The organism is Psychrobacter immobilis (assembly GCF_904846175.1).
GTDB classification, from domain to species: Bacteria; Pseudomonadota; Gammaproteobacteria; order Pseudomonadales; family Moraxellaceae; genus Psychrobacter; species Psychrobacter immobilis_E.
The window spans coordinates 91,422-117,347 of the sequence record NZ_CAJGZM010000004.1 but is presented as its reverse complement, the minus strand read 5'-3'; the positions used below and the strand labels follow the sequence as shown (position 1 = coordinate 117,347).

The 25,926-nt window shown below is 43.5% G+C and carries 25 protein-coding genes; 16 read left to right on the top strand and 9 right to left on the bottom strand.

Annotated elements, in window-relative coordinates:
- The first annotated feature begins 27 nt into the window (after positions 1-27).
- Positions 28-1,203, top strand: coding sequence for a type III PLP-dependent enzyme (locus tag JMW39_RS07010; RefSeq protein ID WP_201545713.1), 1,176 nt, complete (start codon positions 28-30; stop codon positions 1,201-1,203).
- Positions 1,204-1,312: 109 nt separating this feature from the next.
- Here the strand turns inward: JMW39_RS07010 and JMW39_RS07005 are convergent, their stop codons facing one another.
- The 3 genes from JMW39_RS07005 to dnaJ all read right to left on the bottom strand — a co-directional run bounded on the left by JMW39_RS07005 (position 1,313) and on the right by dnaJ (position 4,512).
- Positions 1,313-2,248 (bottom strand): hypothetical protein, encoded by a 936-nt coding sequence (locus JMW39_RS07005; RefSeq protein ID WP_201545124.1) that lies wholly within the window; start codon positions 2,246-2,248, stop codon positions 1,313-1,315.
- 88 nt (positions 2,249-2,336) lie between these two features.
- A complete protein-coding gene (gene dapB, locus JMW39_RS07000; protein ID WP_201545123.1) occupies positions 2,337-3,167 on the bottom strand; it encodes a 4-hydroxy-tetrahydrodipicolinate reductase in 831 nt (276 codons plus the stop codon).
- A gap of 211 nt (positions 3,168-3,378) precedes the next feature.
- Positions 3,379-4,512 carry a molecular chaperone DnaJ gene (dnaJ, locus tag JMW39_RS06995; protein ID WP_201545122.1) on the bottom strand — a complete coding sequence of 378 codons (1,134 nt, stop codon included), beginning with the start codon at positions 4,510-4,512 and terminating at the stop codon, positions 3,379-3,381.
- A gap of 428 nt (positions 4,513-4,940) precedes the next feature.
- Here dnaJ and JMW39_RS06990 point away from each other — a divergent pair, with 428 nt between their 5' ends.
- Positions 4,941-5,606, top strand: a complete 666-nt coding sequence (locus JMW39_RS06990; protein WP_201545121.1) for a DUF2939 domain-containing protein — start codon at positions 4,941-4,943, stop codon at positions 5,604-5,606.
- 137 nt (positions 5,607-5,743) lie between these two features.
- Here the strand turns inward: JMW39_RS06990 and JMW39_RS06985 are convergent, their stop codons facing one another.
- Together JMW39_RS06985 and JMW39_RS06980 are read right to left on the bottom strand one after the other, a co-directional pair.
- Complete coding sequence (locus JMW39_RS06985) at positions 5,744-6,826, bottom strand: thioredoxin fold domain-containing protein (RefSeq protein WP_201545120.1); 1,083 nt, start codon at positions 6,824-6,826, stop codon at positions 5,744-5,746.
- Between the two features lie 370 nt (positions 6,827-7,196).
- On the bottom strand, positions 7,197-7,901 hold the full coding sequence (locus tag JMW39_RS06980; protein WP_201545119.1) for a pseudouridine synthase: 705 nt from the start codon (positions 7,899-7,901) through the stop codon (positions 7,197-7,199).
- Between the two features lie 197 nt (positions 7,902-8,098).
- Between JMW39_RS06980 and JMW39_RS06975 the strand changes: the two genes are divergently transcribed.
- The 5 genes from JMW39_RS06975 to JMW39_RS06955 all read left to right on the top strand — a co-directional run bounded on the left by JMW39_RS06975 (position 8,099) and on the right by JMW39_RS06955 (position 12,485).
- Positions 8,099-8,695 (top strand): YigZ family protein, encoded by a 597-nt coding sequence (locus JMW39_RS06975; protein WP_201545118.1) that lies wholly within the window; start codon positions 8,099-8,101, stop codon positions 8,693-8,695.
- Between the two features lie 218 nt (positions 8,696-8,913).
- A complete protein-coding gene (locus JMW39_RS06970) occupies positions 8,914-9,975 on the top strand; it encodes a YheT family hydrolase (protein WP_201545117.1) in 1,062 nt (353 codons plus the stop codon).
- 75 nt (positions 9,976-10,050) lie between these two features.
- The gene (locus tag JMW39_RS06965) at positions 10,051-10,593 is read left to right on the top strand and encodes an acyl-CoA thioesterase (RefSeq protein WP_201545115.1); all 543 of its coding nucleotides are present in this window, start codon (positions 10,051-10,053) and stop codon (positions 10,591-10,593) included.
- Positions 10,594-10,807: 214 nt separating this feature from the next.
- Positions 10,808-11,185, top strand: a complete 378-nt coding sequence (locus JMW39_RS06960; RefSeq protein ID WP_201545114.1) for a DsrE family protein — start codon at positions 10,808-10,810, stop codon at positions 11,183-11,185.
- A gap of 256 nt (positions 11,186-11,441) precedes the next feature.
- Complete coding sequence (locus JMW39_RS06955; RefSeq protein WP_201545113.1) at positions 11,442-12,485, top strand: NAD(P)H-dependent flavin oxidoreductase; 1,044 nt, start codon at positions 11,442-11,444, stop codon at positions 12,483-12,485.
- Positions 12,486-12,583: 98 nt separating this feature from the next.
- On the opposite strand, the gene JMW39_RS06950 is transcribed toward JMW39_RS06955, so the two are convergent.
- Positions 12,584-13,531: an alpha/beta fold hydrolase gene (locus tag JMW39_RS06950; protein ID WP_201545112.1), complete on the bottom strand. Its 948-nt coding sequence runs from the start codon at positions 13,529-13,531 to the stop codon at positions 12,584-12,586.
- 115 nt (positions 13,532-13,646) lie between these two features.
- Positions 13,647-14,723, bottom strand: coding sequence for a multifunctional transcriptional regulator/nicotinamide-nucleotide adenylyltransferase/ribosylnicotinamide kinase NadR (gene nadR, locus JMW39_RS06945; RefSeq protein WP_201545111.1), 1,077 nt, complete (start codon positions 14,721-14,723; stop codon positions 13,647-13,649).
- A 173-nt stretch (positions 14,724-14,896) separates the two neighbouring features.
- Between nadR and JMW39_RS06940 the strand changes: the two genes are divergently transcribed.
- Complete coding sequence (locus JMW39_RS06940; protein ID WP_201545110.1) at positions 14,897-16,477, top strand: MATE family efflux transporter; 1,581 nt, start codon at positions 14,897-14,899, stop codon at positions 16,475-16,477.
- Positions 16,478-16,515: 38 nt separating this feature from the next.
- Here the strand turns inward: JMW39_RS06940 and JMW39_RS06935 are convergent, their stop codons facing one another.
- Positions 16,516-17,265: an aspartate/glutamate racemase family protein gene (locus JMW39_RS06935; protein ID WP_201545108.1), complete on the bottom strand. Its 750-nt coding sequence runs from the start codon at positions 17,263-17,265 to the stop codon at positions 16,516-16,518.
- 279 nt (positions 17,266-17,544) lie between these two features.
- Here JMW39_RS06935 and JMW39_RS06930 point away from each other — a divergent pair, with 279 nt between their 5' ends.
- The 8 genes from JMW39_RS06930 (at position 17,545) to JMW39_RS13395 (ending at position 24,037) form a co-directional block, all read left to right on the top strand.
- Positions 17,545-17,799 carry a DUF2798 domain-containing protein gene (locus tag JMW39_RS06930; protein ID WP_183619317.1) on the top strand — a complete coding sequence of 85 codons (255 nt, stop codon included), beginning with the start codon at positions 17,545-17,547 and terminating at the stop codon, positions 17,797-17,799.
- 115 nt (positions 17,800-17,914) lie between these two features.
- Positions 17,915-19,015: a DUF2157 domain-containing protein gene (locus JMW39_RS06925; protein ID WP_201545106.1), complete on the top strand. Its 1,101-nt coding sequence runs from the start codon at positions 17,915-17,917 to the stop codon at positions 19,013-19,015.
- A complete protein-coding gene (locus JMW39_RS06920; protein WP_201545104.1) occupies positions 19,008-20,186 on the top strand; it encodes a DUF4401 domain-containing protein in 1,179 nt (392 codons plus the stop codon). Before JMW39_RS06925 ends, JMW39_RS06920 begins: the two co-directional genes overlap by 8 nt.
- Positions 20,183-20,794, top strand: a complete 612-nt coding sequence (locus JMW39_RS06915) for a GDYXXLXY domain-containing protein (RefSeq protein WP_201545102.1) — start codon at positions 20,183-20,185, stop codon at positions 20,792-20,794. The genes JMW39_RS06920 and JMW39_RS06915 overlap by 4 nt, the downstream gene beginning before the upstream one ends.
- A 147-nt stretch (positions 20,795-20,941) precedes the next feature.
- On the top strand, positions 20,942-21,919 hold the full coding sequence (locus JMW39_RS06910; protein WP_201545101.1) for a zinc-binding dehydrogenase: 978 nt from the start codon (positions 20,942-20,944) through the stop codon (positions 21,917-21,919).
- A 66-nt stretch (positions 21,920-21,985) separates the two neighbouring features.
- On the top strand, positions 21,986-22,990 hold the full coding sequence (locus tag JMW39_RS06905) for a YhdH/YhfP family quinone oxidoreductase (protein WP_201545100.1): 1,005 nt from the start codon (positions 21,986-21,988) through the stop codon (positions 22,988-22,990).
- A gap of 190 nt (positions 22,991-23,180) precedes the next feature.
- Positions 23,181-23,834: a hypothetical protein gene (locus JMW39_RS13225; RefSeq protein ID WP_227679445.1), complete on the top strand. Its 654-nt coding sequence runs from the start codon at positions 23,181-23,183 to the stop codon at positions 23,832-23,834.
- The gene (locus JMW39_RS13395) at positions 23,747-24,037 is read left to right on the top strand and encodes an HNH endonuclease (RefSeq protein ID WP_413786225.1); all 291 of its coding nucleotides are present in this window, start codon (positions 23,747-23,749) and stop codon (positions 24,035-24,037) included. The genes JMW39_RS13225 and JMW39_RS13395 overlap by 88 nt, the downstream gene beginning before the upstream one ends.
- A gap of 191 nt (positions 24,038-24,228) precedes the next feature.
- Here JMW39_RS13395 and guaA read toward each other — a convergent pair whose 3' ends face one another.
- The gene (gene guaA, locus JMW39_RS06895; protein WP_201545099.1) at positions 24,229-25,824 is read right to left on the bottom strand and encodes a glutamine-hydrolyzing GMP synthase; all 1,596 of its coding nucleotides are present in this window, start codon (positions 25,822-25,824) and stop codon (positions 24,229-24,231) included.
- Positions 25,825-25,926 lie beyond the last annotated feature (102 nt).

Sequence of the window (25,926 nt, the reverse complement as noted above, 5' to 3'; positions counted from 1 at the left end):
CTTCATTAAAGGTTTCCTACCATGACCATGATCAAAATTGACCAATATTTTGACCCTGCCGGCTGGCAGAAATTCACCAAAGCTGCCGAAGGTCGCGAAACCCCGTTTTTGGTCGTCGACCTGAGCCGTATTAAAACTAAATATGCGGAAATGGTCGGTTTTTTCCCGAAGGCAAAAATCCATTATGCAATGAAGGCCAGCCCAGCGGTTGAAGTGATTAACTTGCTTGCTGAGCTTGGTTCAAACTTTGACTGCGCCTCAATCTATGAGCTGGATCGTGTGCTTGATTGCGGCGTTGAGCCATCGCGTATTTCTTATGGCAATACCATTAAAAAAGCGCAGCATGTCAAATATGCCTTTGAAAAAGGGATTGATTTATATGCCACCGACTCAGAAGCAGATTTAAAAAATATCGCCAAGTACGCGCCTGGTTCAAGAATATTTGTGCGTATCTTAGTACAAGGCTCTGAAACTGCCGAATGGCCGCTATCACGCAAATTTGGTTGCCATCCAAATATGGCGATTGACTTGTTGATTCAAGCGCGCGAATTGGGCTTAGTACCTTATGGTATCTCGTTCCACGTCGGTAGCCAGCAAAAAGACGTAGCTGCTTGGGATGACGCGCTCGCCAAGGTCAAATACATGTTTGACTGGATGAAGAACGAAGAAGATATTAAGCTGCAAATGATTAATTTGGGCGGCGGCTTTCCGGCGAACTATATCAGCGAAGTCAATCCGATCAAAGTCTATGCTGAAGAGATTACCCGTTATCTGACCGATGACTATAATGAAGATGAGATGCCGGAGATTATTCTTGAGCCAGGTCGTTCATTGGTTGGTGGCTCCGGTGTATTGGTCAGCGATGTGGTACTTATTTCGCGTAAATCAGATACGGATTTGACGCGCTGGGTCTATACCGATGTAGGCTTATTCCAAGGCCTAATCGAGACCCTGGGTGAAGCCATCAAATATCCTGTTTATACGCCTAAAATGGAAACGTCGACAAGCGAAGGCACGGTCGTATTGGCAGGGCCAACTTGTGATTCAACCGATATCATGTATGAAGAAGCGGGTTATCAGTTGCCAGAAGAGCTAGAAATTGGCGATAAAATATTTTGGCTCACCACGGGCGCTTATACCAACTCGTATTCGTCTATTGAGTTCAATGGCTTCCCGCCGTTAGAAGTCATTTATATTGATTAATTTTTGAGCAATCAATATCAATAGAAAAGCGCGGTACTGTGATAAACAGTGCCGCGTTTTTTTGTGTCTATTTTAATATGTTCAGTGAGGTGGCGTTAATAAATGCTAGCTACTGTACCAATAATGAAATCGGTACGCTATTGCTGCTATTGACCATTTGATTACTGCCATAACCTGAGCTTTGGCTTTGGTTGTTTTGAGAGATTTGTCCAATATTGACCCACTGTCCGCGTGGCACGACAATGGTGCTATTCAGTCTTTGGTCTTGCACGCTACTGTTATTAGTATAGCTATAGCGATTATGAGAAGGATTAGCGCGCACGAGCTGCTCTTCTACTTGGGTGAGTCGTACTTCGACCTGCCCGTTTGGCAATAACTTTGGCGTTACAGCAATCCCTTGCGTCGTTGGTAATAATACTTGCTGCTGAATAATAATTTGTCCAGACGGCCGATTATAGGTCGGATAACTATTAGCAATATAGGTTTGGTTTAATGAATAAAGCGTGCCGGTGCTGATACTTGCCGCGCTACCAGACAGGGTTTGCACTTGATATAGATTATTACCTTGCTGCTGGCTATTAAGCTGGTTAATCATCACTACACCTTGAATACCCCGATTGCTAATAATAACCTGACCTTGCTGAATATTACCTTGGGATTGACTACTATTACCGACACGCACAGCAACGGTCAACGCCTGAGGTTGACCATCAATCTGACTGAGTAATTGTTGTACGGTTTGATAATTAGCGGCAGTGGTATGCAACACGAGCTTATCTTGATAAATCGATACTGTGCCGCCGTCGCGACTGGCACTTAACTGCTGACGAACCGCTGGTAATAAGCTCTCACCCCCATAAGTATGAATCACATAGGTTTGATAAGTAGCTGCTTGTACGACTATTGGCAATATAGTTAAACTTAAAGTAAATGCTATCGGACGCGCATAACTTATGCTTCTGGCAATTTTTATATTTTTAATAGTATTAAGTATAGCCACCGTGCGACCAAAACTCGCTATTATATTTTCACTAAACTTATTCATAACTGACCTCTAGCAATAAGTAAACGCTATCAAGAGCCATACTCAGCAGCTACCAAACCATAAGCAAAAAACCTTAATCCTTTAAGCTTTAGTCATTTAAGCCTAAAACATCCTGCATATTATATTGCCCAACCTCTTGCTTAATAACCCAAGTTGCCGCACGCACTGCACCAGTTGCAAAAGTCATGCGCGCACGGGCACGATGGGTAATTTCAACCACTTCACCATCTGCAATAAACATCACCGTATGATCACCAATGATTTCGCCACCACGTATCGCATGAATACCAATACTGCCGACTTCACGTGCGCCAGTTTGCCCTTCGCGGCCATAAACGGCAACGTCTTTTAGGTTCTGTCCGCGCGCTTCTGCGACCGCTTCTGCCATCATATAAGCCGTGCCCGATGGCGCATCAATTTTATGCTTATGATGGGCTTCGATGACTTCTACATCGGCATCGGTACCAAAGGCTTTTGCTGCCATCGCTAGTAATTTTAATGATAGATTAACGCCTGTTGAATAATTACCTGCATAGACGATAGCGATTTGCTTACTTGCTTCTTTTAACACTTGCTCTTGCTGCTCATTAAAGCCTGTAGTACCAATCACCATCGCAACATTATTTGCTGCGCAGATTTGCATATTTTGTTCAGTGGCATCAGGTAAGCTAAAATCAATCAGCACATCGATGTCATTAATGACTGCTTTTAAATCATCTACAATCTGCACATCTAAACGACCAATCGCTGCGACTTCGCCAGCATCGGCACCAACAAGGCTTGAACCTTGACGTTCAATCGCGGCGTTCAGCGTTGTTTGCGGGTTGTCCTGTACGGCTTCGATAAGCATACGCCCCATACGCCCACCGGCACCGATAACACCAACATTAATGGTTTTTTTATTTTCTTGCTGACTCATATCTTTATCCTAAATACTTTATTTTTAATAAGAGAGTTTTTGCATAATATTTATCATAAGTTTAGCAAATATCACTGCACGAGTGGCTTTTTATACGCTCAATAAAAAATCCAGAGGTTTCACATGAAACCTCTGGGTTAGCATAACTACTTATTTGAGCGGCTTATTTTAGCTATTTGCTTTAGATATAGCGATTCAGCCATAAACAGCGTTAATCAAACAAGTCGCCAATCTTTTTAAAGAATGACTTTTTATGGGGTGACTGCTGATGTTTGCTGTCGCCATCAAGTGTGTCTTGGAATTGACGTAACAAGTCTTTTTGCTCGCGCGTTAAGTTTACTGGCGTCTCGATGACCACACGGCAAATTAAATCACCTTTCATCGTGGTGCGTACTGGCGTCACACCTTTACCGCGTACACGTAAAAGCTTACCACTTTGCGTACCTTCGGCAACCTTGATTTTGACTTTGCCATCTAAGGTTGGGATTTCAACTTCTTTACCGAGGGCCGCATCAGTAATGCTCACTGGTACATCCATATAAAGGTCGGCACCTTGACGAGTAAAGACATCGTGCGGTTTTACGCGTACTTCGACGTATAAATCGCCGTTTTGTACGCCAGCACCACCCGCTTCGCCTTCACCTGCAAGGCGTACGCGGTCACCATCATCGACGCCTGCTGGAATAGATACTTCAAGCGTGCGTGATTTGTCTTTGACGCCATTACCATGACAATCAGGACAAGGGTTTTTAATCTGTTTACCAGAGCCGCCGCACTGTGGACACGCTTGCTGCACGGCAAAAAAGCCTTGCTGCATACGCACTTGTCCCTGACCATGGCACATCTGACAAGTCACGATATCAGAAGCATTTTTTGCGCCTTTACCATCACAGGTATCGCAAGGCGCAGGAGCGGTAAAGCTGATTTCTTTTTTACAGCCGCGCACCGCTTCTTCTAGGGTCAGCTCAATCACATAACGCAAATCTGAGCCACGGCGCGAACGTCCACCGCCGCCCCCACGCGACTGACCAAATATATCGCCAAAGTTGCCGAAAATATCGCCAAATATATCTTGGAAATTACCACCACCGCCGCCGAAACCGCCACCGCCCATGCCGTTCTCAAAGGCAGCATGACCCATACGATCATAAGCTGAGCGTTTTTCTTCGTTACTCAATACCTCATAAGCCATCGACGCTTCTTTGAACTTCTCTTCGGCATCAGGGTCATCAGAGTTACGATCCGGATGGTATTTCATAGCAAGCTTGCGGTAAGCTCGCTTGATTTCTTTGGTATCTACAGTCTTACTGACACCTAATATCTCATAAAAATCGCGCTTACTCATGGGCTCTCCTATCGTCTTCACAGTCCACCGGTCGGTCGATTCATCAACCCGAGTCAATCATCTTACTTATAATCCTGCTTATATTCGCATCAAAAGGTTTCACATGAAACACAGCAAAATAGGCGCAGGCAAAAAGGATGATTTATGAATCTTACAAGCGAGTACGGCGGGATGCTGCTTAGCCAAATCAATTATTAAAAGTTTGCGCTATTTATGGAGATGGCAATATGATTTATCAAGCGCTTGGCAGTCAAAATTCTCACATATGACGTTTAAGCACTTAAAAAAGGTTTTATTAAGAATTCAATAAAGGTTTTTATACCTTTATAAAGGCTGACCATGCTAGTATTTAGCGCCATATTGATGGGGTTTCAAATCCTATTTTTGAGATTTTTAGCCACTAGGTTTGCAATAAGGTAGCAATTTTTATGAAAAAGCTGATTGTTTTATTGATAGTGATTGCTATTGCAATCTATGGCGGCTCGCCTTACTACAGCGCCTATCAGCTTAAAAATGCCTACGACGCCAAAGATGGTGCGACTATCGCAGCGGCGATTGATTATGAGCAAGTGCGCCCCAGTATCCAAAATCAGCTGACCAGCCAGTTTGCAGTGACCATGACCAAATACCCATTGGTTGCCGAACTTGGCGGCGCGCCATTAACCGAAGCGGCCAACGGTTTTATCATCCAAGCAGTCGATGGTGCGATTACGCCACAAAATATCGAAAAGCTGATTAATACCCAAGGTCAAGCTAACACTGCGACCAAAGAGCTTGCCGCTGCATGGGCAATCGCCAGTAATCAAGTCGATTTAAAGAACTTGATTCAAAGCTTGATTATTCAGCGCGGCGATATCAATGCCGTGGTTAAAAATCAAATGCAGCAAATTATGGATAAACAAGCGGCAGAACTTGAACAACAAGCGGCGCAAGGAACAGATAGCGATAAGCCAAAGTTGGGCTATTGCGGTATTAATTGCTTTAACATTAGCGGTCAGGTTAAAGGCTACCCGCTCACGATCAAAATGCAGCGAGATGGTTTGATAAATTGGAAAATCGTCGATATCATTTTGCCGCAATACACGTTCCCATAATAAACATTGCCACAATAAGTTGGCTAGAGCCAATCGTTAAGCGCATAAAAAAACCACCACATGAATATAGTCATGCGGTGGTTTTTTATTGGTGGTTTTTTATTGATTGTATTCCATGCTATAGCATACTAAACAACTTACTCCACGCCCAAGAACTCTAAAAACTCAGGGCTCTCAAAGCTTGCTTGAAAAAGGACACCATCTTCACGGTAAATAGCCGGCGTTGCCATCACCGCAAGTCCTGCCGCTTTTTCACGATTGGGCGTTATATGGTTGACCTTACAGCTTGCTGGTGCAGGCGTCATCTCTCCCTTTAACATGGCTTTATCTAATGCCTTGCGACGGCTGTCTTCATTGCCCTGACACCAGATAGCACGCATTTGCTCAGGTGACTCTTCATAGATCGGATAGCCAATAGTTTTGACCGTCACGCCCTTTGCATTGAGCATGGGCAGTTGTTGATGCAAGCGGCGGCAATAAGGGCAATTAACATCGGTGGCGACATATATAATTGCTTTTTCAATACCAGTTGCGGGGTAATTAATCAGCTGGCTTTTATCCAAAGTTGCAAATACCGATTGGTTTTTAAGGCGTTCAAAGTTGCCATCAAGCCCGATAAACTGACCGTTTTCAATCACTGATATCTCGCCGTCGGTAATATATTGCCCATCATCTGACAATAAAAAAGGCACGCCTTCTAAGGTTGCTCCCCAAATGACACCCGGCACCGCAGTATAGAAGAACGGTGTTTTAGTGCTCATATTTTTTAGCGCACTCATATTAGCTAGGATGTCAGATTTGACACTGGCGCTAACGGGTTTGCCGACTTGCGCGCTGCTGCTACGCACAGGCGTCTTGGTTACTACGCGTTTGCTTGGATTCTTTTGTAGCTCGCCTTGGATGACATATTTACCATCTTCGGTAATATGCAGCGGCGGCTGTCCTGCTAGATTAACCTGATACATATTTGGCAGTTTAGATACTAAGATAGAGGTGATTTGGGTTTTGATACCGGCTTGGCTCAGCAGTTGACGTAATTGACTATCGACCGCTTTGCTGATACTGCCAGTAGCTTGGGTGTTTTGCATACTTTCGATAGTTTGCGGTGCTTGACTGCTGTTTTTTTTGATAGCATCAGTAGTACTTGGCTGCGCACAAGCAGTGGAGGTCAATAATATGGCACTGATTAAGCTGGCAGATTTTAATATAGGGAATTTCACAAAGACAGTCCTATTGGTTTTTAATAGCCATTACCATTAAAATCACTACTGTTAAATGCTATTTTTTAAATAACGGCAACTATTCATAGTAAGAATTTAAAGGTAACCACAATTAATAAAGATAACTATATTATGTAAAAATATAGATTAAAAAAAGATAGGCTGACTTTAGCACAAGAGCAGTTTTTGCAAAGTATTAAAGGCTTAATTTTGCAAAACTGCTACTGAGCTTTAAGAGATAGGCAACACAGACAGTTGGCAGAGATAATAAAGATAAAAAGTAGGCAGCAAAAAGCAGCACACTTTGCAGTAGCTGCTCATTTTGGAAAGTATTTTAGTGGCTCATCTTAGGATTTAGCACAGCTTAAGTTTAGAACTTAGCCACTTCTTCTGGTGTTAGGAAACGACTGTCGCCTTTATCCAGACCGTCTAAAGTGATATGGCCAATACTGGCGCGGTGCAGCTCAGTCACTCGATTACCAAAGTAGCCCATCATACGTTTTACTTGATGGTATTTACCCTGCTCTAATGTTAAACGCGCATGGGTTTCATCGATGAATTCAAGAATGGCAGGCTTGGTTTCTTCGTGCTCGCCTTCTAACAAGATACCTTCAGCCACTTCTTTAACGGCATTGGCTTGCGCGTCGCTATCCATCGCCTCAGCTAAGGTCAGCTCATAAATCTTGGCATGCTCATGTTTAGGGCTGGTGACACGGTGCAACCATTTGCCATCATCACTGATAAGCAACGCTCCGGTGGTATCGACATCGAGGCGACCTGCAATACGTAAACTTCCAAGCTCTGGTACGGCAATCAGCTCAGTAACGATAGGATGTTCTTTGACTTTTAAAGTACATTCAAAGCCTTCAGGCTTATGCAGCAGAATATAACGATTACCCGCAGCAACTGACAACGGCTCGCCTGCCCACGTTACTTCATCGTTGACGATATCGACGTGCAACCCAGGGTCTTTGACCACAGTATCATTTAGCGTCACTTCACCGGCGTGCAGAATCTTTTTTGATTCTTTGCGCGACAGCTCAGTGGCTTTACTCAGAAATTTATCTAGACGCATACTATTTATTACCATCCGTTTTATGATACCTACTCTACCTTAGCGTCTAACGACACAAGCACTCATACTGAGCTTGTGCGCTATCTTCACTGATAAGAAGTGGTACTATAATAAAAAATTAAATGAACACTGCGCCAAATACGGACGACAGTGAAAGTTAAGTAAGTTTACCATATCCAACCTAGACCTGATGAAATATGAGCTATCAAACGCTAAAACAAGCAGTCACCGCGCGCTTAGAAATTAAAAAATCTGAGTTTATTGCCTATGCTTATCCGGTGACCTCGCGCGAGCAAGCAATGTTTCACGTGGAACAATTACGCGTGCAATATGCCGATGCCCGCCACCACTGCTGGGCGTATATCATCGGTGACCCCAATAACACCACCAGTGCTGGCTTTGACGACGATGGCGAACCGAACGGCACGGCAGGACGACCGATATTAAATGTCTTACAGCATAAATCTATCGGCAACGTCATTATCATCGTGGTGCGTTATTTTGGCGGTATCAAGCTCGGTGCGGGCGGTCTCACTCGCGCCTATGCAGGCTCAGCGCAGGCTGCCGTCGATGAAATGGTTCTGCTACCCTATGTACCGATGGCGCAAGTGCAAATACTCGCTGAGTTTGCTACTGAAGCGCAGTGTCGCTACGTGGTCGAAAGTTTACATGGTCGTATCGATGACGTGGCTTATAGTAAACAAGTGACATTAACCGTGACGCTTGCTGAAGCAGATATAGATCGTTTAAAAGAACGGCTGGCGATGGATGGACGCGTCTTAGATAATTCGTAAGAAATAAGTATTTTTAATTCTCTGTTTCTAACATGCTATTTTTAGTAGCATTGTTTTGAATAACATGGTTTTTAGTAGTATTGATTTGAGTAACCATACGTTCACTGAGCGTTCACTGAAAAGCATTGGTTTTGACCACGTCCGTCGGTATGATAAGGCATTGATTGTTAAAGACGATTTTAACGATAATTCATATAACCATTAAATAAGAAACCTTTATGCCAACATCGAAACCACTTAAAACCTTTTCACCTACCTCTTTTAAACCGCCCTTTTGGCTGAGTAATCCACACCTGCAAAGCATTTTACCGAAATTTTTTGCCCCAAAAACGCCGACTTATCGCCGTGTGGTCGAAAAAGACTCCTTGGATGAAAGTGATATTGCCTATGACTTTTATGACGCCCATCCTATAGACGCCCAGTCTATAAAAGCAGCAGATAATGGCGAGCTTGAGCAAACGCCATTAATCGTGCTATTTCACGGTATGGAAGGCAGTAGTGACAGTCATTACGCCCGTGCTTTGGCGTATCAGATGCATGCGCAAGGATGGCACTTTGTGGTGGCGCACTTTCGCAGCTGCGGCGGTATTCCTGCCAGCGGTCGCGTATTTTATAACGCCGGTGACACTGGCGAGTTGCATCATATGCTAGAGAATTTGCGCGAAAATTACGCCCATATCTATGCGGTAGGTGTGTCGCTAGGTGGCAATGCACTGGCGAAATATATGGGTGAATATGGCGATAAAGCGCTCTGTGATGGCGCGGCGGTGATTTCAGCACCTGTCGATATGTCGTCCGCGGCGCTTAGTATGCACAGCTTTTTGAGTCATCGTATTTATACGCCGTATCTGCTTAATCCCATTATCAAAAAAGCGTTGGCGAATGACATTACCAAAGATGAGATCGACTCTATCAAAGCGGTCAATCGTATCAGCGACTTTGATGATATCTTTACCGCCCCGCGTCATGGCTATCGCTCTAACAATCATTATTATCACGCCTCATCAGCATTGCCCTATTTGATAAAAGTGACCAAACCTTTATTATTAATCAGCGCCAAAGACGATCCTTTCCTTGGCTTTACCGCTACGCCAAACGATGTCTCTGACAGCGTCACTATTTTAAACACTGAGCATGGCGGGCATGTGGGCTTTATTCGTTATAACGCTGATAAAGACAAATCTCCTCATCTTTATAAAAAATCAAGATTTGATATCAATTGGTTACCCGAAACGGTTAGTGCTTATTTCGAGTCTATTGGCGTCGTGTCTAGCGATTGATAATGAGATTTGCTAATCTGCTAAACCCTAATTATATTATTCGAACTTTAAACCTTAATCCTTTGAGATTGCGCCATGTATCCATTTATCCGTTATGCCAGCACCATCGCCCACGCCGCGCTACAAGTAAAAAAGGGCAATACCTTAACGTTTAAAGATACCAGTGAGATTACCTTTCGCTGTCGTTTGACGGACATTGATAATTTCTTGGAGATGAATAATGGTCGCGTGCTGACGCTTTATGATATGGGACGTACCGATTTTGCGGTACGGAGCGGACTTGGCAGCCAACTGCTCAAGCAGCGTTGGGGCTTGGTCGTCGCTGGCAGCACTATTCAATATCGCAGACGGATTCGTGCTTTTGAAAAAGTCACCATGAAAACCAAAATCGTAGGCTTCGATGAGCGCTGGATATATATTGAGCAATCGATGTGGGTAAAGGGCAAACCTTGCTCATCGGCCCTACTACGCACAGGGGTCACCGAAGGCGGTAAGGTGATCGAGACCGCACGCGTACTAGCAGCTTTAAACCAATCGGATTGGGAACTGCCACCGAGCGGCTATGTGGCAGAATGGATTGTGAGTGATGCTGACCGTCCGTGGCCGCCGCAAGCGTAAGTTTTTGCTAGGTTCACTGCAAATATCCACTGATTATTTAACCATTTGCATTACAGCGCTGCTTCACAAGTAGCTCGTCACAAGCAAGTAACCTTATAGCTACTATTTCCTAACAAGACATTATATAAATACATATAATAAATGTTAGGATAGTAGTGAGTCTTATACTCAACTAAATATTGTCTAGCTAAAACAGTCTAATAAGGAAAATAATATGGTTAATAATACGGATTATGTCGGCACGCTGTTTGATAATAGCGAATCAAACCCAAGCAAAATTACTTTAGCATTTACCATGGCAGGTGTGGCGCTGAAAAAAGGTCACTCTGCATCGGTTATATTGATGGTAGACGCGGTACATTTAGCATTGCCAAATGCTTTAGATAACGTTGATATTGGTGCGCCATTTGAACCTGCTAGCGAATTGCTAGAAGCCTTTATTGAAAAAGGCGGTCAAGTATTGGTCTGCGGCGCGTGTATGAAACACAATGGCATAGAAGAATCAGCGATTGATAAGCGCTTCACCGTCATCAGCGGTGATGACGTGGTTGAGCTGTTGATGAATGCGAAGGGTTCTTTACAGTTGAACTAAGAGTTTAAGCTAAGCAGTTAGTTTATAAAAGTAGGTCGGTTTTCTTAACTCTCTTTTCGATGGTGTAAGAGCTGACCTATTTTTTACGTTAAATTTCAACATCAAACCTTGTATTACTCTTTAATGGTGGATACTAGCCACAACTTCTCAACCCCTCCTATTTCTCAACTAAATAAACATTATCTAACACGCACGCCGTTCAGCTTTGTTAAAGTACGTCATGCAAACCTCCTAATAAATAAAAAGGACGCCCGTCATGAGCTTACTGAATACTCTCAATTTAACCCATCCTATCGTACAAGCGCCTATGGCAGGAGCAACCACCCCTGAGCTGGCAGCGACGGTCAGTAATTTTGGTGGATTGGGTTCATTGGGATCTGGCATGACGACGCCAAAGGTTTTAAACAGTGAAATTGATAGCATTAAATCACTCACTGATCGCCCTTTTATGATCAATCTGATGGTATTGTCTGAGCATGAATCTAATACCTTGGACAGCGCGGTTCCAAATTGGCTAAGCCAGTATTATCAAGAAAATAATATAGAAATAGAATTACCGAAACAACCAGCGCTCAGCTTTGCAGAGCAACTACAAGTGCTCTATGACAATCCTGTTCCTGTCGTCAGTTTTACCTTTGGTATTATCAATGCCGAACAAATGCAGCGTTTACAGAGTCTAGGCACACGCGTCATCGGTACTGCCAATCATCCATTAGAAGCAAAAGCATGGGCAGCTATTGGCGCTGATGCAGTATGCGTACAAGGCGTAGAAGCTGGTGGACATCGCGGTGGTTGGTTAGCGCAAAGTGCAAATGACCCATTGGGATTATTGACACTGATTGCTCAAACGCGGGCTTGCACCGATATTCCTTTGATTGCAGCTGGCGGTATTATGACTGGGCAAGCTATTAATGCCGTTCAAACCGCCGGTGCCGAGCTTGCACAAATAGGAACGGCATTTTTGACCACCGATAAGTGCGGTATCAATGATAGCTATAAACAAGCACTACTTGACGCCAGTGAAGGTAAGCGCAGTGCCGAAACGCGCTTAACGCGACTATTTTCAGGTAAACAGGCACGCGCTTTATTGAACGATTATCTGCGTGACTTTGCTCAATTTGAGAGCGCTCATGAGCTACCACCTTATCCACAATTAAATGCCATGACCAAATTGTTGCGTGCCCATGCGACCAAAAATCTTGATGCCGAACATCAATCTTTATGGGCAGGGCAAGGGGTGGCTTTGGTCAGACAAGAGCGCACGATTGAATTATTAGAGCGCTTGGTAAAAGAGAGTTAGTTTGATTGACGTAGGCGGAGTTTTTAACCCAACCTACAACAGCCCATATCCAACCAAAAGCTGAACCAATAAATTCTTACAACATCATAGGTAAATGACTATTTCTTTAGCACTTCACGAAACGTTTTATAATCCTCAGCCGTTTGCTTCACCGCTTCTATCATCGGTACATGACCAATCTCTGGCATCATAATAACTTGTGATTGCGGAATGATTTCTTTTATTAGCGTAACCGTTTCAGGCTTGATCACTTGATCCTTCTCACCCCAAACCACCAGCGTTGGAATATGATAGTCAGCGATAATCTTAGCGCGACCTTCGACATTGTCTTCAGTTATTTGCGCCAGTATTTTAGATTCTAGCGCTTTATTCGCAATACGTTCTTGCGCAAAGACGGCTTTTACAGACTTAGGAATATAAGGCGGCTTATACATGACGAAATCATACATTTTATAGAAGTCTTCATTGCTCTTAATCAACAGCGGATTGTTATCTAACGTCGCACCTTCTAATGATTTAGGAATACCTGCTGACCAAAAACCTGCGCTATCGACGAGCCATAAACTTTTGACGTCTTTGGGATACTTCGCCGCATAAGCCACACTGATTGCGCCGCCCATCGAATTGCCGCCGACATGAACATTGGACGCCAAACCTTTGGCTTGCAGCAATTCATGCAAGCGCGTCGCTTGCGCCTCCGAGCGATAGTCAGCGCTCATCGGTTTACTAGATTCACCAAAACCAAGCAAATCAGGAATGATCAGATGATAGCCTTCTAGATGACGCGCGATACGGGTAAAGTTGTCTTTATTACCGCCAAAGCCATGAATGAGTAATAACGGCTCGCCAGCGACATTGCCGTTTTCCGCATAGACCATCTTATCGCCAGAAGCTAATGTCAGCGATTTAACGTCCAAATCAGATTTATTGCGCTCATATTGAATAATCTTTTGCGTTGTATTGACCGCTAACGCATTGGGCGCGGTGGTACAACCGACCATAGAAAGACTAAAAAGCGCGGCAAGAGCTAGGCGTTTTAAGAGCATCGAAACATCCTTGTGATAGTTGGTGAGTATAGGTAGAAAAGGTTAGAAGTTAAAGACGCTTAAAATCGCAATCTTAGCATAAGAATATTAATAACTGGGTTACTGGGTTACTGGGTTACTGGGTCAATAATTTATCAACATATTTAAGCGATTCTTTATACCTTTCATCATAGTTGCCGCTGATAATGTGATAGCGCACCCCAAACTCATTTAATAAAGATTTTAGTAATTGATTGTTTTTATCGCGAACTTGCGTATCACTAAAAGACCTTAATCCATCAGCGACCCACTCAATATCCGCCTCCAAAAACAGCCACAAGTCATAATCTTGCAGTTTGGCGGTTTCATCAAGTACGCTTTGCCTTACATCAAGATAAGCCATCGAAAAAAACTGGGTCGTAATCGCTTCTGTATCAACGAAATATATCTTATTTGCCGCTTTTTTGGCTTGCCTCTCATGATATTTATGCTCATAAGCAATCTGTGCAAAATCCTCAAGCAAGACGATTTCAGCGTTAATTTGCTCATAAAACTTGCGCCCTGCTTCTTCGACATAGCAAGTGTTATAACGATGGGCTAAATCTTTCGCTAATGTAGTCTTGCCCGTACTTTCTGTACCAACGATGACAACACTTTTGGCAAAATAAGGTTGTACCACGTCGGGCAACCTATCCCAGTGCTGAATCACGCCGTCATGACGTAGCTGGCTTGCAGATATGGGATAAAGCTGACGATCAGCATCGATGATAATATGCTTTGCTTTAGGATATAAATCATCGAAGTAATCACTATATCTTGGCTCAGAACTAAAAATAAAATCAATGGGTTTGCCTATCAAGGTTTTAATGCTATCGGCACAGCTTTCCCAGTCAGGCTCAACGTTAGCATGAGCATAAGAATAAACATTGGTATGAGTATCAGCATTTTTATTAATATTGGTTTCTTCTATTGCATAGACGTGTACATTATCCAGCTCTTTGGTAATTTCATGCCACCAGCGCATTCTTTGCTCCACCGCTATCGGGGCGATTTTACTTTTATGAAAATAAACCTCACGCTCAAAAATCACGTTATAAGTCACTATGACATAAAGCTTATCGACCATAGCCGCCGCTTTACGCATCGCATGCACATGCCCTTTATGCACTATTAAGAACTTACCGCCAAACATGCCTATCGTTTCTTTCTTCATATTGTCATTTTTAGCCCATTTAGATGTCTGTCGATTGAATTGAGGACACGTCCTAATACATTATATAAAAAAATGTTACCAGTCTAACCAAGATGCTACAAGCAAGGTCATTTATAATAAGGGTTTTTATGTCATTAAATAAAGCCAACTTGGATGGCGCAAAAGGATAAACATTGAGTAAAACAACTACCTCCACTGATAAAAGCCGTGACCTCACCCAAGGTTCGATTGCTAAAACCATGCTGCTGTTTGCCCTACCAACCCTTGGCTCATCAGCCCTGCAGTCGTTGAACGGCTCGATTAATGCCGTCTGGGTAGGCCGGTTTTTAGGCGAAGAAGCGCTGGCAGCAACTGCAAACGGTAATATCTTGATGTTTATCCTGATCTCATTCGTTTTCGGTTTTGGTATGGCGGCGACTATTTTGATTGGTCAGGCCATGGGTAGCCGTAACGATACTATAGTCAAAAAAACCATGGGCACGGCGCTGGGTAGCATTATTCCGATCAGTATATTGGTATCGGCAATCGGGTGGATATTTGCTCCACTGCTCCTTGAGCTGCTCGGGACGCCTCCAAGTGCGGTAGATCTTGCCCTGACCTATCTGCGGATGATTTTTGTGGCGATGCCTGTCACATTGACCTTTACGCTGATAATGATGGCACTACGCGGAACGGGTGATTCTACGACGCCGCTTTGGTTTATCATTATATCGGTAATTATCGACCTGATTTTGACGCCGGTACTGATTTTGGGACTAGGCCCCTTTCCTGAATGGGGTATATTTGGCTCGGCCTTTGCAACCGCCGTCGCCAACACACTAGCGCTAATTGGTATGGTCGTGACCATGTATCTGCGTGGTTCTGTGCTGACACTTAAATTGCCAGAGCTGCGTTTTTTGCGTGCAGATCGGGACATCCTAAAGTCGATGTTTTCAAAGGGATTGCCGATGGGCTTGCAGATGATTGTTATCTCTTCAGCAGCATTAACGATGCTGTCGCTGATTAACCGTGAAGGGGTACAGACAACGGCCGCTTACAGCGCAACCCAGCAGCTTTGGACCTACGTGCAGATGCCGGCAATGGCGCTAAGTGCTGCGGCCAGTGCGATGGTCGCACAGAATATCGGTGCCAATCAATGGCATAGGGTTGCAGGAATTACCCGCTGGGGGCTTATTTTTAATGTGATATTAACAGGCGCTATAATCGGGGTTTTGAGCATTTTTGATGACACTATTTTGGGGCTTTTCCTTGGTAGTGACAGCGCAGCGGTGCCGATTGGGCGTCATATTCAGTTGATGGCGACATGGGGCTTTATCTTTTTTGGTATAGCACAAGTGCTGTTTGGCACCATGCGTGCCAATGGCTATGTGATTTGGCCACTAATCGTCATGGTGATTTCGATGTATCCTGTGCGTCTTGGCTTTGCTTTTGGGCTTTATCCGTTCCTTGGAACCGATGCGCTTTGGCTGTCGTTTCCAGCAGGCATGGTAGCAACTGCTCTGATGGGGGCGGGATTATATCTGTACGGTGGCTGGCGCAAAGGTAAAAACATGCCCGCAGAAGAAGCGGCGCAAAGGTCGGAGGAGTTTCGCGCTCATACCGGCACCAGTGCCTCGTTTCGTGATATTTTACCGACCACGGTATGGAAACTGTCCTCTTTACGCCGTATTACAAGGTTGCGTCGACGACTGCAAAGACGACTACAGAAACATCGTATGACAAGAAAGCATAAACGCTCATCGCGTGGTTTATAGATAGTAAGTTCAATTAGTTTAAGCTCAAATTTTTTAAATCAATGACTGAGTAAAAAATCCACCGCTGCAGCGGCATGAATAACGGTGGTATCAAATACGGGAATGGGGCTGTCTGCTTGCTGAATCAGCAGTCCAATTTCGGTACAGCCTAATATGATGCCCTCTGCACCTTTATTCGCTAAATCCTGAATCACTTGCTGATAATACTGGCGTGAGCTAGCAAGTAGCTGACCTTGACATAGCTCCTCATAAATAATGCGATGTACCTCTGCCCGTGCGTCATTTTCTGGTATCAACACTTGCAAGCCTGCATCAATCAAGCGCTGCTTATAAAAGTCCTGCGTTATGGTGAACTGAGTCCCAAGTAGCGCTACTTTGGTCAGACCTTGGTGCTTAATCGCAGCAGCCGTGACATCGGCAATATGAATAATCGGCAGGTTAGTCGCGGCTTGGACATCATCGACAACTTTATGCATGGTATTAGTCGCGATAAGTAAACCTTTCGCGCCAGCCGCTTGTAGACGTTTGCCGCTATTGGCTAATATTGCGCCCATTTCATCCCACGCACCTGTAGCTTGCAGCGCCTCAATCGCCGCAAAGTCCACGCTATGAATTAGTAAATATGCTGAATGCAAATTACCCAACTTAGCCTTGATGCCTTCATTTATCAGTCGATAATAGATTTCGGTACTCTCCCAACTCATGCCACCGATGATGCCAAGCGTTCTTTGTTTAGATAAGGTTTTGGACGGGGACTGTTTCGCTGCATTACTTTGATTGGCAGACATTTTTTATCCTTGTACAATTGTTTAAAAAGAAGGTTATTTTAAATAGCATTAAAGTTCACTTAATAAGCCTGAATAGCAGCGAAGCATTAAAACTGAATGATAACAATATAATAAGGCGAACTTTATGATTGATAATAACCATTTTACCTCGCCGTCATCACGCGTTATCATAGTCGCCGCTAAGCATGAGCAATGCTTTATATCATCCTCTCTCATCGCAAAATCACGTTTATAACACCCTTTAAACGTGGCTCTCATCAAGCAGGACAACAGAACATTATGGCAAAATTCCCGACCGTCAGAATACGCACGCGGCGCAAATACTATCGGCTGATTTTCACCTTTTTAATGGCGCTGATGATGTCGACGATTATCTCGACGGCCCTGCTACTGATTAACGTAGGGTTTGTCGAAGGCTTCTTTATTACCCTGTTTAACTCGTGGAAGTATGCCTTTATGGTTGCTTGGCCGAGCGCTTATATTTGCGCCTATTTAATTCAAGAGCACCTACTAAGCCGTATCGAGTTTTATTAAAGCCTTTATAAAGGTTAGTAAGTTATAAAAGATAGTAAATTATAAACTTTAGTACATTATGCCGGCGTAAAAACAGCTAAGATAGGCTACAAACTGTTTTTAATCAGAGGCGACTATGAGCCACGCACGGCGTACTATCGAGCAGTTACTGCAACAAGATATCCTCCCTCTTAAAAATGCCGAGGCAGCAGCAATACACTTAGAAGTCTATCCTAGTAAACGCACGTGGCTAGACTTTTTTGATAAAGCGCTGCTGATTATTGGCGCGGTGGCACTGGTATTATCCCTTGTGTTCTTTATCGCCTATAACTGGCAAAATATGGGCAAAATAGGCAAATTTGCTTTGGTTGAAGGAGCGTTGTTGATTGCTATTGCGCTTTATGCAGCCCTGTCTTTTAGGCGACAGTTTCAACTGATTCGGCAGTTATTGTTGCTCATTGCTAGCATCATCACCGGTAGCTTATTGGCGCTATTTGGACAGGTATATCAAACCGGCGCTGATACGTGGCAGCTGTTTTTTGGTTGGGCAGTACTGATTACGCCTTGGGTCATGATTGCACGTTTCCCTGCGCTGTGGCTGCTGTGGTTAGGGCTAATCAATGCTTGTTTGGCACTCTATTTAGATGTCGCAAATCTACAATTTATTAACTATAGCCTGCAAAACATCTCTCAAATAGCCATCCTTGCGCTATTTAATTTTATTGCCTTTTATAGTTGGCTGATTAGTTTCGATAATAAAACCCCCTTCTCTACTCCCCATCTGTTTCATCGTATTATCCCTAAAAAATTCACTGCTCAAATCAACAGCTCTCAAACCAAATCCAGCTTACACTGGAGTACTTATATCGTCGGTTTATTACCTACGTTTTTTATGACTTATCTGGCAATTGTCACGGTCTTTGATAGTGGTAATATCTGGACAACGCTCATCGCTATCCTAGTGTGGTTGGGCTGGTGCGGCTTTATGTTTTGGCAGTTTCGTCAGCGCCGTATTGATTTACTGATGCTGACTTATCTATCGTTTTCGATGATTATTGTGGTGATGTTTTGGGTCGGTAAATGGCTGTTAGATGATTTTGACGCCGCTGGATTTTTAGTATTAGCCTTGTTGCTTATTGGCATGAGCTCGTCGGCAGTGATGTGGCTGCGTAAAGTTGCTCTTATAAAGAACGATGAAACTGCTTCTTCTATCATTAAGGAGAACAGTCATGAATAATGACATCAATAATAACGAGCAACATAATAACCTTTTACTATTACAACAGCAGGGACTCATCGATACGCACAATGTGAACTATAAGCTTTTAAATAATGCAGCATCTCAAGCGCACAGCCCTTGGTTTATAAGCTTACTTTTTGGTATGAGCGGTATTCTAGCGAGTCTATTTTTTATAGGGTTTTTAACGTTAATTTTAGATAACACTGGTTTGCTTGATAGTACGCTGGCGGTGATTATCATTGGCGCACTATTAAGCGTCATTGGCGGATTCTTATTTTATAACGCGCGCAGTCGCCATAGCCCTTTTTGGAATGGCTTAGCTTTTGCAATTACGCTAGCAGGTCAAGGTTATATTGCTTTTGCCCTACTGGCGAGTGAGATTGCAGAGCCACTCAATATAATGCTATTGCTCCTTGTGCAACTGTTTATGACTATTGTAATACCCAATTTTATCTATCGTTTATTGAGCGCAACCTTAGCCTTAAGCTGCCTGTTTTACTTATTAAATTATTATCACTTATCCGAAATAAGCTTAGGATTATTGGCATTAATCACTAGCGTGACTCATTTACAACGCTATAGGCTAGCTGCATTTATCCCGACCAAATGGCGCGCCAGCTTCTTTGACATTAGTAGTGCTATTGGCTATGCGAGCGCCTATGTGTTGCTCAATATTTCCGTCTATTTTATCGCTGCTGAATATGGCAATAGCTTTGATAACCTTGATAGCCTTGATAACTACGGTGAAGTCTTTAGCTATAACTACTATCTGGCTCAAGGGCTATTAACGCTTGCCAGCCTTTATGCCGCTTATCTGATTCTTAAGCGCTATCACATCAAATTACTATCAGCAGCAGGACTGCTGATTAGCGCCGCGATTATAATACTTGGCGTTATCTCCATTTATGTCTCAGGCTTATTGGCCACCAGCCTAATTATCATTATCGCGACTGCCAATAGCCAACGCGTGCTGTTAGGACTGGGCGTTATCGCTTTGGTCGGTTATATCTTTTGGTATTACTATCAGCTCGATACTACTCTCCTAGTTAAATCCGCTTCCATGCTTGTCATCGGTATCGCGCTATTACTGCTGCGCTGGCTACTTATCAAAGGCTATTTTGCGAATATAAAACCGAGCACTAACGACAATCAGGAGCGGCTGTCATGAACAATAAAATTTTGACCAAGCGCTTAATTAAGGACACATCAAAGACGCATTGGCTACAAAAACCGGCCGTCACGATTGTTATTGCCCTCCTTGGATTGGCGCTCGTATTGGTGGTGATGACGATGAATATTGCAAAATATGAAAACCATCTTGCGACTGGTGATACCGTCTTATTAGCACTGGCACCCGTTGATCCGCGCGGCTTTATGCAGGGCGATTATATGACGCTTAGCTATGCGCTAGAGCGTGACGTATTTGCCGCCTTAAATAGAGACCCTGGTAGCTATCCTACTAATGAACAAGGCTATGTCATTGTCGCTTTAGATAAACATAACGTCGGCCAGTTTGTGCGCTTAGCTGCCAATAATCAGCCGGATAATTTGGCTACTGATGAGATGGCCATTCATTACCGTATCCGTAACGGCACAATGCAGCTAGCGACCAATGCTTTCTTCTTCCAAGAAGGTCATGGCGAGGCTTTTGAGGCAGCACAATATGGACTATTTCGAGTGAATGATAAAGGTGAGCCGTTATTAACCGAGATTGTAGATAGTAATTTTCAGATTATTAAAGGTAAAGCTGAGTCAGCTGCTGACTCCTCTCCTTAAATAATAAAAAGATCGCTAGGTAATGACTTTCATTAACCAAAGTGATATTGCGATAAGTAAGCTGGGTTTGTTACTGTTGAAGGCTGCAAATTCATTAGCTCGTTAAAAACATTTGGAACAAACTTAAAATTAAAAAAAGGATTTATCATGCGTAGTGCAACTTATGACCATTTTGGCAAACCAACTGAAGTATTGAGCCTCGGCGACCGCCCTATCCCAGAGCCTAAGGCTAATGAAGTCCGCGTCAAAACTATCTTAGCTTCTATCCATAATCATGACTTACTTACCATTCGCGGTCAATACGGCTTTAAACCTGAGATGCCGGCTATCGGCGGTAGCGAAGCATTAGGTGTTATCGATGCCGTTGGTAGTGAGGTCAAAGACCTAAAAGTCGGGCAACGCGTGGCGGCTGCCAGTGTACAAGCAACGTGGGCAGAATATTTTGTCGCCGCCGCTGATATGGTTTTTCCTATTCCTGATAGCTTAGAAGATGAAATGGCCGCGCAGCTGATTGCCATGCCGCTCAGTGCATTGATGCTGCTGGAGTTTTTAGAAGTGGAAAGCGGTCAATGGATTATTCATAATGCCGCCAATGGCGCGGTTGGTAAATCGCTTGCGATGTTAGCGGCAGCACGCGGTGTAAAAACCATTAACCTCGTACGCAGTAGTGATGCGCTAGCAGAATTAGATGGCCTTGGTATCAAAAATAACATCAACACTTCAGATGAAGATTGGAAAGACCAAGTCAAAGCTATCATCGGCGCTGATAAAATCAGCGCGGCGGTCGACTCTGTCGGTGGTGAAAATAGTGGTGATTTATTATCGCTACTCGGTCATGGTGGCACATTCGCCGCGTTTGGGGCGATGTCAGGCAAGCCTATGGTCATTAATCCGACCCATATGATTTTCAAGCAAGCCATTATGAAAGGCTTTTGGGGCAGTAAACTCAGTCAAGAGATGAGTGTGGAGAATAAGCAGCGTTTGGTGAATGAGCTGATTGATAGAGCGGTTGATGGACAATTAAAACTGCCTGTGGAGGCGGTATTTGATTTGGCTGATATCATGAAAGCAGTCGATGGCAAATTACAGTCAGGCAAAAAAGGTAAGGTACTGTTAAAACCTTAAACTATTCATTTTAAACTCAGTCATATAAAATATCTATCAAAAAAGCAATGAAAAAGGATTAACATAATGTCTAATAATAAAACCTTTAAAGCCTTGGTCGTTGAAGAAACTAGCGATGGTAAGTTTAAAAAAAGCATTCAACAGCGTCATGTCAGTGATTTACCTGAAAATGACTTATTAATCGAAGTGCATTATTCATCGTTAAATTTTAAAGATGCGATGTCGGCATCAGGCAATAAAAGAATCACCAAAAACTATCCGCACACCCCTGGTATTGATGCAGCTGGCGTCGTGGTCAGCGACAAATCTGGCGCTTTTAAAGCAGGTCAAGAAGTCGTGGTCTTCGGTTATGATTTGGGCATGGATACCGATGGCGGCTTAAGCCAGATGATATCTATCCCAGCCGATTGGGCGGTCGAATGTCCAGCTTCTTTAACACTAAAAGAAGCGATGATTTACGGTACAGGCGGTCTCACCGCAGCATTAAGTGTGCAAAAGTTAGAAAAAATGGGCGCAAAACCAAGCGATGGACCGGTAGCGGTCACTGGCGCAACGGGCGGCGTTGGTAGTATCAGCATTGCTATCTTAAAGCAGCTGGGCTATGAAGTAATAGCCTTCTCAGGTAAACCTGAGCAAAGCGATTATCTAAAAGAGCTTGGCGCAAGTGAAGTCCGTCATCGCGATACCATCAATGAGATCGGTAACAAACCTATTGGTCGTGAGCTATGGGCAAATGCCATTGATACGATAGGCGGCGATTATTTAGCAAACTTGCTCAAACAAACCAAAGCTGGCGGCGCAGTCACTAGTTGTGGCTTGGCGGGTGGTGCTGAATTTACGATGACGGTCATGCCTTTTATCACCAGAGCAGTTTCCCTACTCGGTATCGATTCGGTCTATATTCCACTGGCGGATAAAAAGGCTATCTGGGATCGTGTCGCCACTGATATGAAGTTGCCTAATCTTGAAAGCTATGGCGAAGAGATTACCTTAGAGCAAACGCCTGAATACTTAGATCGCTTTATGGCGAGCAAGACGGTTGGACGTTATGTGGTGAATGTTCGGGGTTAGATTTTATTTTATAAGCTAAATTTTATAATTAGTTGCGGTGTTCTTTACTTTGGAGAGCACCGCTATTTTTTTAAAATCACATAATACGCTTTTATAAAATCCAAAATTTACAATTAAAGATTAGAAGCAGAAAAACATTTATCAACTATAGTAAACTCTATTAGCTTAATAAAAAAATAAGGAAGCCATAGTGTTTGAAATAGGAAAAATTTATAACCGTCGTTCTGATATACACGGTATATATAAAGGCCAACAATATGGCGGCATAGCAACGCCTGCCGAGTACCCATTTATATTTATTTTTACCGGCGATGCTGGTGGTGAATATGGCTATATTGATGATTTTGATCCTAACGGCACCTTTAGATATACTGGTGAAGGTCAAGAAGGTGACATGAAAATGACCAAAGGTAACCTGGCAATTCATAACCATCAAAAAAATAATAAAGAAATTCTACTTTTCGAATCAACATCACAAGGCTTTGTACGATTTCTAGGTTATTGTAATTATGTTTTTCATCATATTGAAGAACGGCCAGATAGAAATAGCGAGCTTCGTGACGCTATCGTTTTCCACCTAGATATGGTTAATAATAAAAATATTAATAAAGCTCAAACCTCGACTTCCAAAGTAGTTGAAGCCCCTAAAGCCGTTTATATCACTAAACCTAATAAAAGTAAGTCGTTACAGCAATTACGAGAGATTGCCTTAAGCTCAACACCAATCCACGCAAGCACTCAAGCACTCAAGAAAAAATTCAATCTATTCAGAACCGTAGTACAGCAATTAAGCTGTATGCCAAAAAAAGAGCTAATGGTATATGCGAGGGATGTAATGCGATAGCTCCATTTGAAACTAAATCTGGACCTTATCTGGAAGTCCATCATCTAACTAGGTTGGCAGATGGTGGTGCGGACTTACCTCAAAACGTCATCGCTCTGTGCCCTACCTGTCATCGAAAAGCTCACTACTCTTTAGACCATTTAGAATTTAATAACCAGTTAATAAACAAAGTTGCTGCTATCGAAGCAGAACTTAATGAGTGAAACACTTAACTTTGAACCGAAAAAAACACCCAACTAAGTTGAGTGTTTTTTATAGCTATAGTAAGACCATTTGATTATTGATAAGTTGTATATCAATTCAAAAAATTTGAGTAGCGAGGAAAACGAGTGATAGCACTACATTAAGTAGGCTGAACGAGTTTGACAATGCTAATCAGATTTTTAGTTTGATATTACTCCCACTCAATCGTTGCAGGCGGCTTACTCGACACATCATAAGTCACGCGTGATACTTCAGCGATTTCGTTCATGATTCGATTCGATACCGTCTCGATCAAATCATACGGCAGATGGGCAAAGCGCGCAGTCATAAAGTCGACGGTTTCAACGGCACGTAGCGCAATTACCCATGCATAGCGCCGACCATCACCGACCACGCCAACTGATTTAATTGGTTGGAATACCGCAAATGCTTGCGCGGTTTTCTCATACCAGCCTGATTTCTCTAACTCTTCCATAAAGATAGCATCAGCAGCACGTAAGATATCAGCGAATTCTTTGGTAACTTCACCTAAGATACGCACGCCCAAACCCGGTCCTGGGAACGGATGACGGTTAATCATCTTCGCAGGTAGACCAAGGGTGATACCCAGTTTACGCACTTCATCTTTAAACAAATCACGTAACGGCTCAACCAATTCAAACGCCAAATCATCTGGCAAACCACCGACGTTATGATGGCTCTTAATCACATGCGCTTTACCTTGATGCGACTTGGCTGATTCGATGACGTCTGGATAAATCGTCCCTTGCGCTAAGAATTCAATGACTTTACCATCGCTTTGCTCGCTCACTTCACGGGCACTATTAGCGAATACATCGATAAAGGTTTTACCGATGATTTTGCGCTTGGCTTCAGGATCAGACTCGCCAGCCAATGCGGTTAAGAATAACTCTTCGGCATCGACACGGATGACTTTGACACCCATGTTTTCTGCGAAAATTTGCATCACTTGGTCGCCTTCATGCAGACGGAGCAAGCCAGTATCAACAAACACACAGGTTAATTGATCGCCAATGGCTTTATGCAATAATGCCGCGACGACTGAGCTATCTACACCGCCAGATAAACCAAGTAATACTTGCTTATCACCGATTTGCTTTTTGAGCTGCTCAATACGCATATCGATGATGTTATCAGGCGTCCAGCTACCCGCGCAGCCACAGATATCATGGACAAAACGACCAAGCAACGCAGAACCTTGCGCGGTATGCGTGACTTCAGGATGGAACTGTAAACCATAATAATGGCGCGAATCGTCTGCCATGATGGCAATCGGGCAGCTTGGCGTGCTGGCAACGATATCGAAGCCTTGTGGTGCATCAATGACTTTATCACCATGACTCATCCAAACATTTAGCTTCGCTGCTTCGTCTTCGATACCATCAATCAGCGTTGATTTGCCATCGATATTAATGGTTGCTGCGCCAAATTCATGGATATTACTGGCGTGAACTTTACCACCGAAACGCTCTGCCATCGCTTGCATACCATAGCAGATACCTAATACTGGTACGCCTAAGTCAAATACGGCATCGTTAATGCGTGGGCTGTTTTCCGCATGGACACTCTCAGGGCCACCAGATAGGATGATGCCTTTGGCACCAAAATCAGTGATACGCTGGGTATCGATATCATAAGGGAACATCTCACAGAATACGCCTGAATCGCGTACACGGCGGGCGATTAATTGACTATATTGTGAGCCAAAATCGAGGATTAAGATGCGGTCTTCTTTAATTGTAGGAGTGGCAGCGGCAGTGGTCATAAATCGATGTCCATCAAGAAAAAATTAGTGCCCTATTTTAACAAGTTTGCGCGCATTAATGGCTATTAGATGGCTAATTATCCATGATTTTTGCGAGTTATT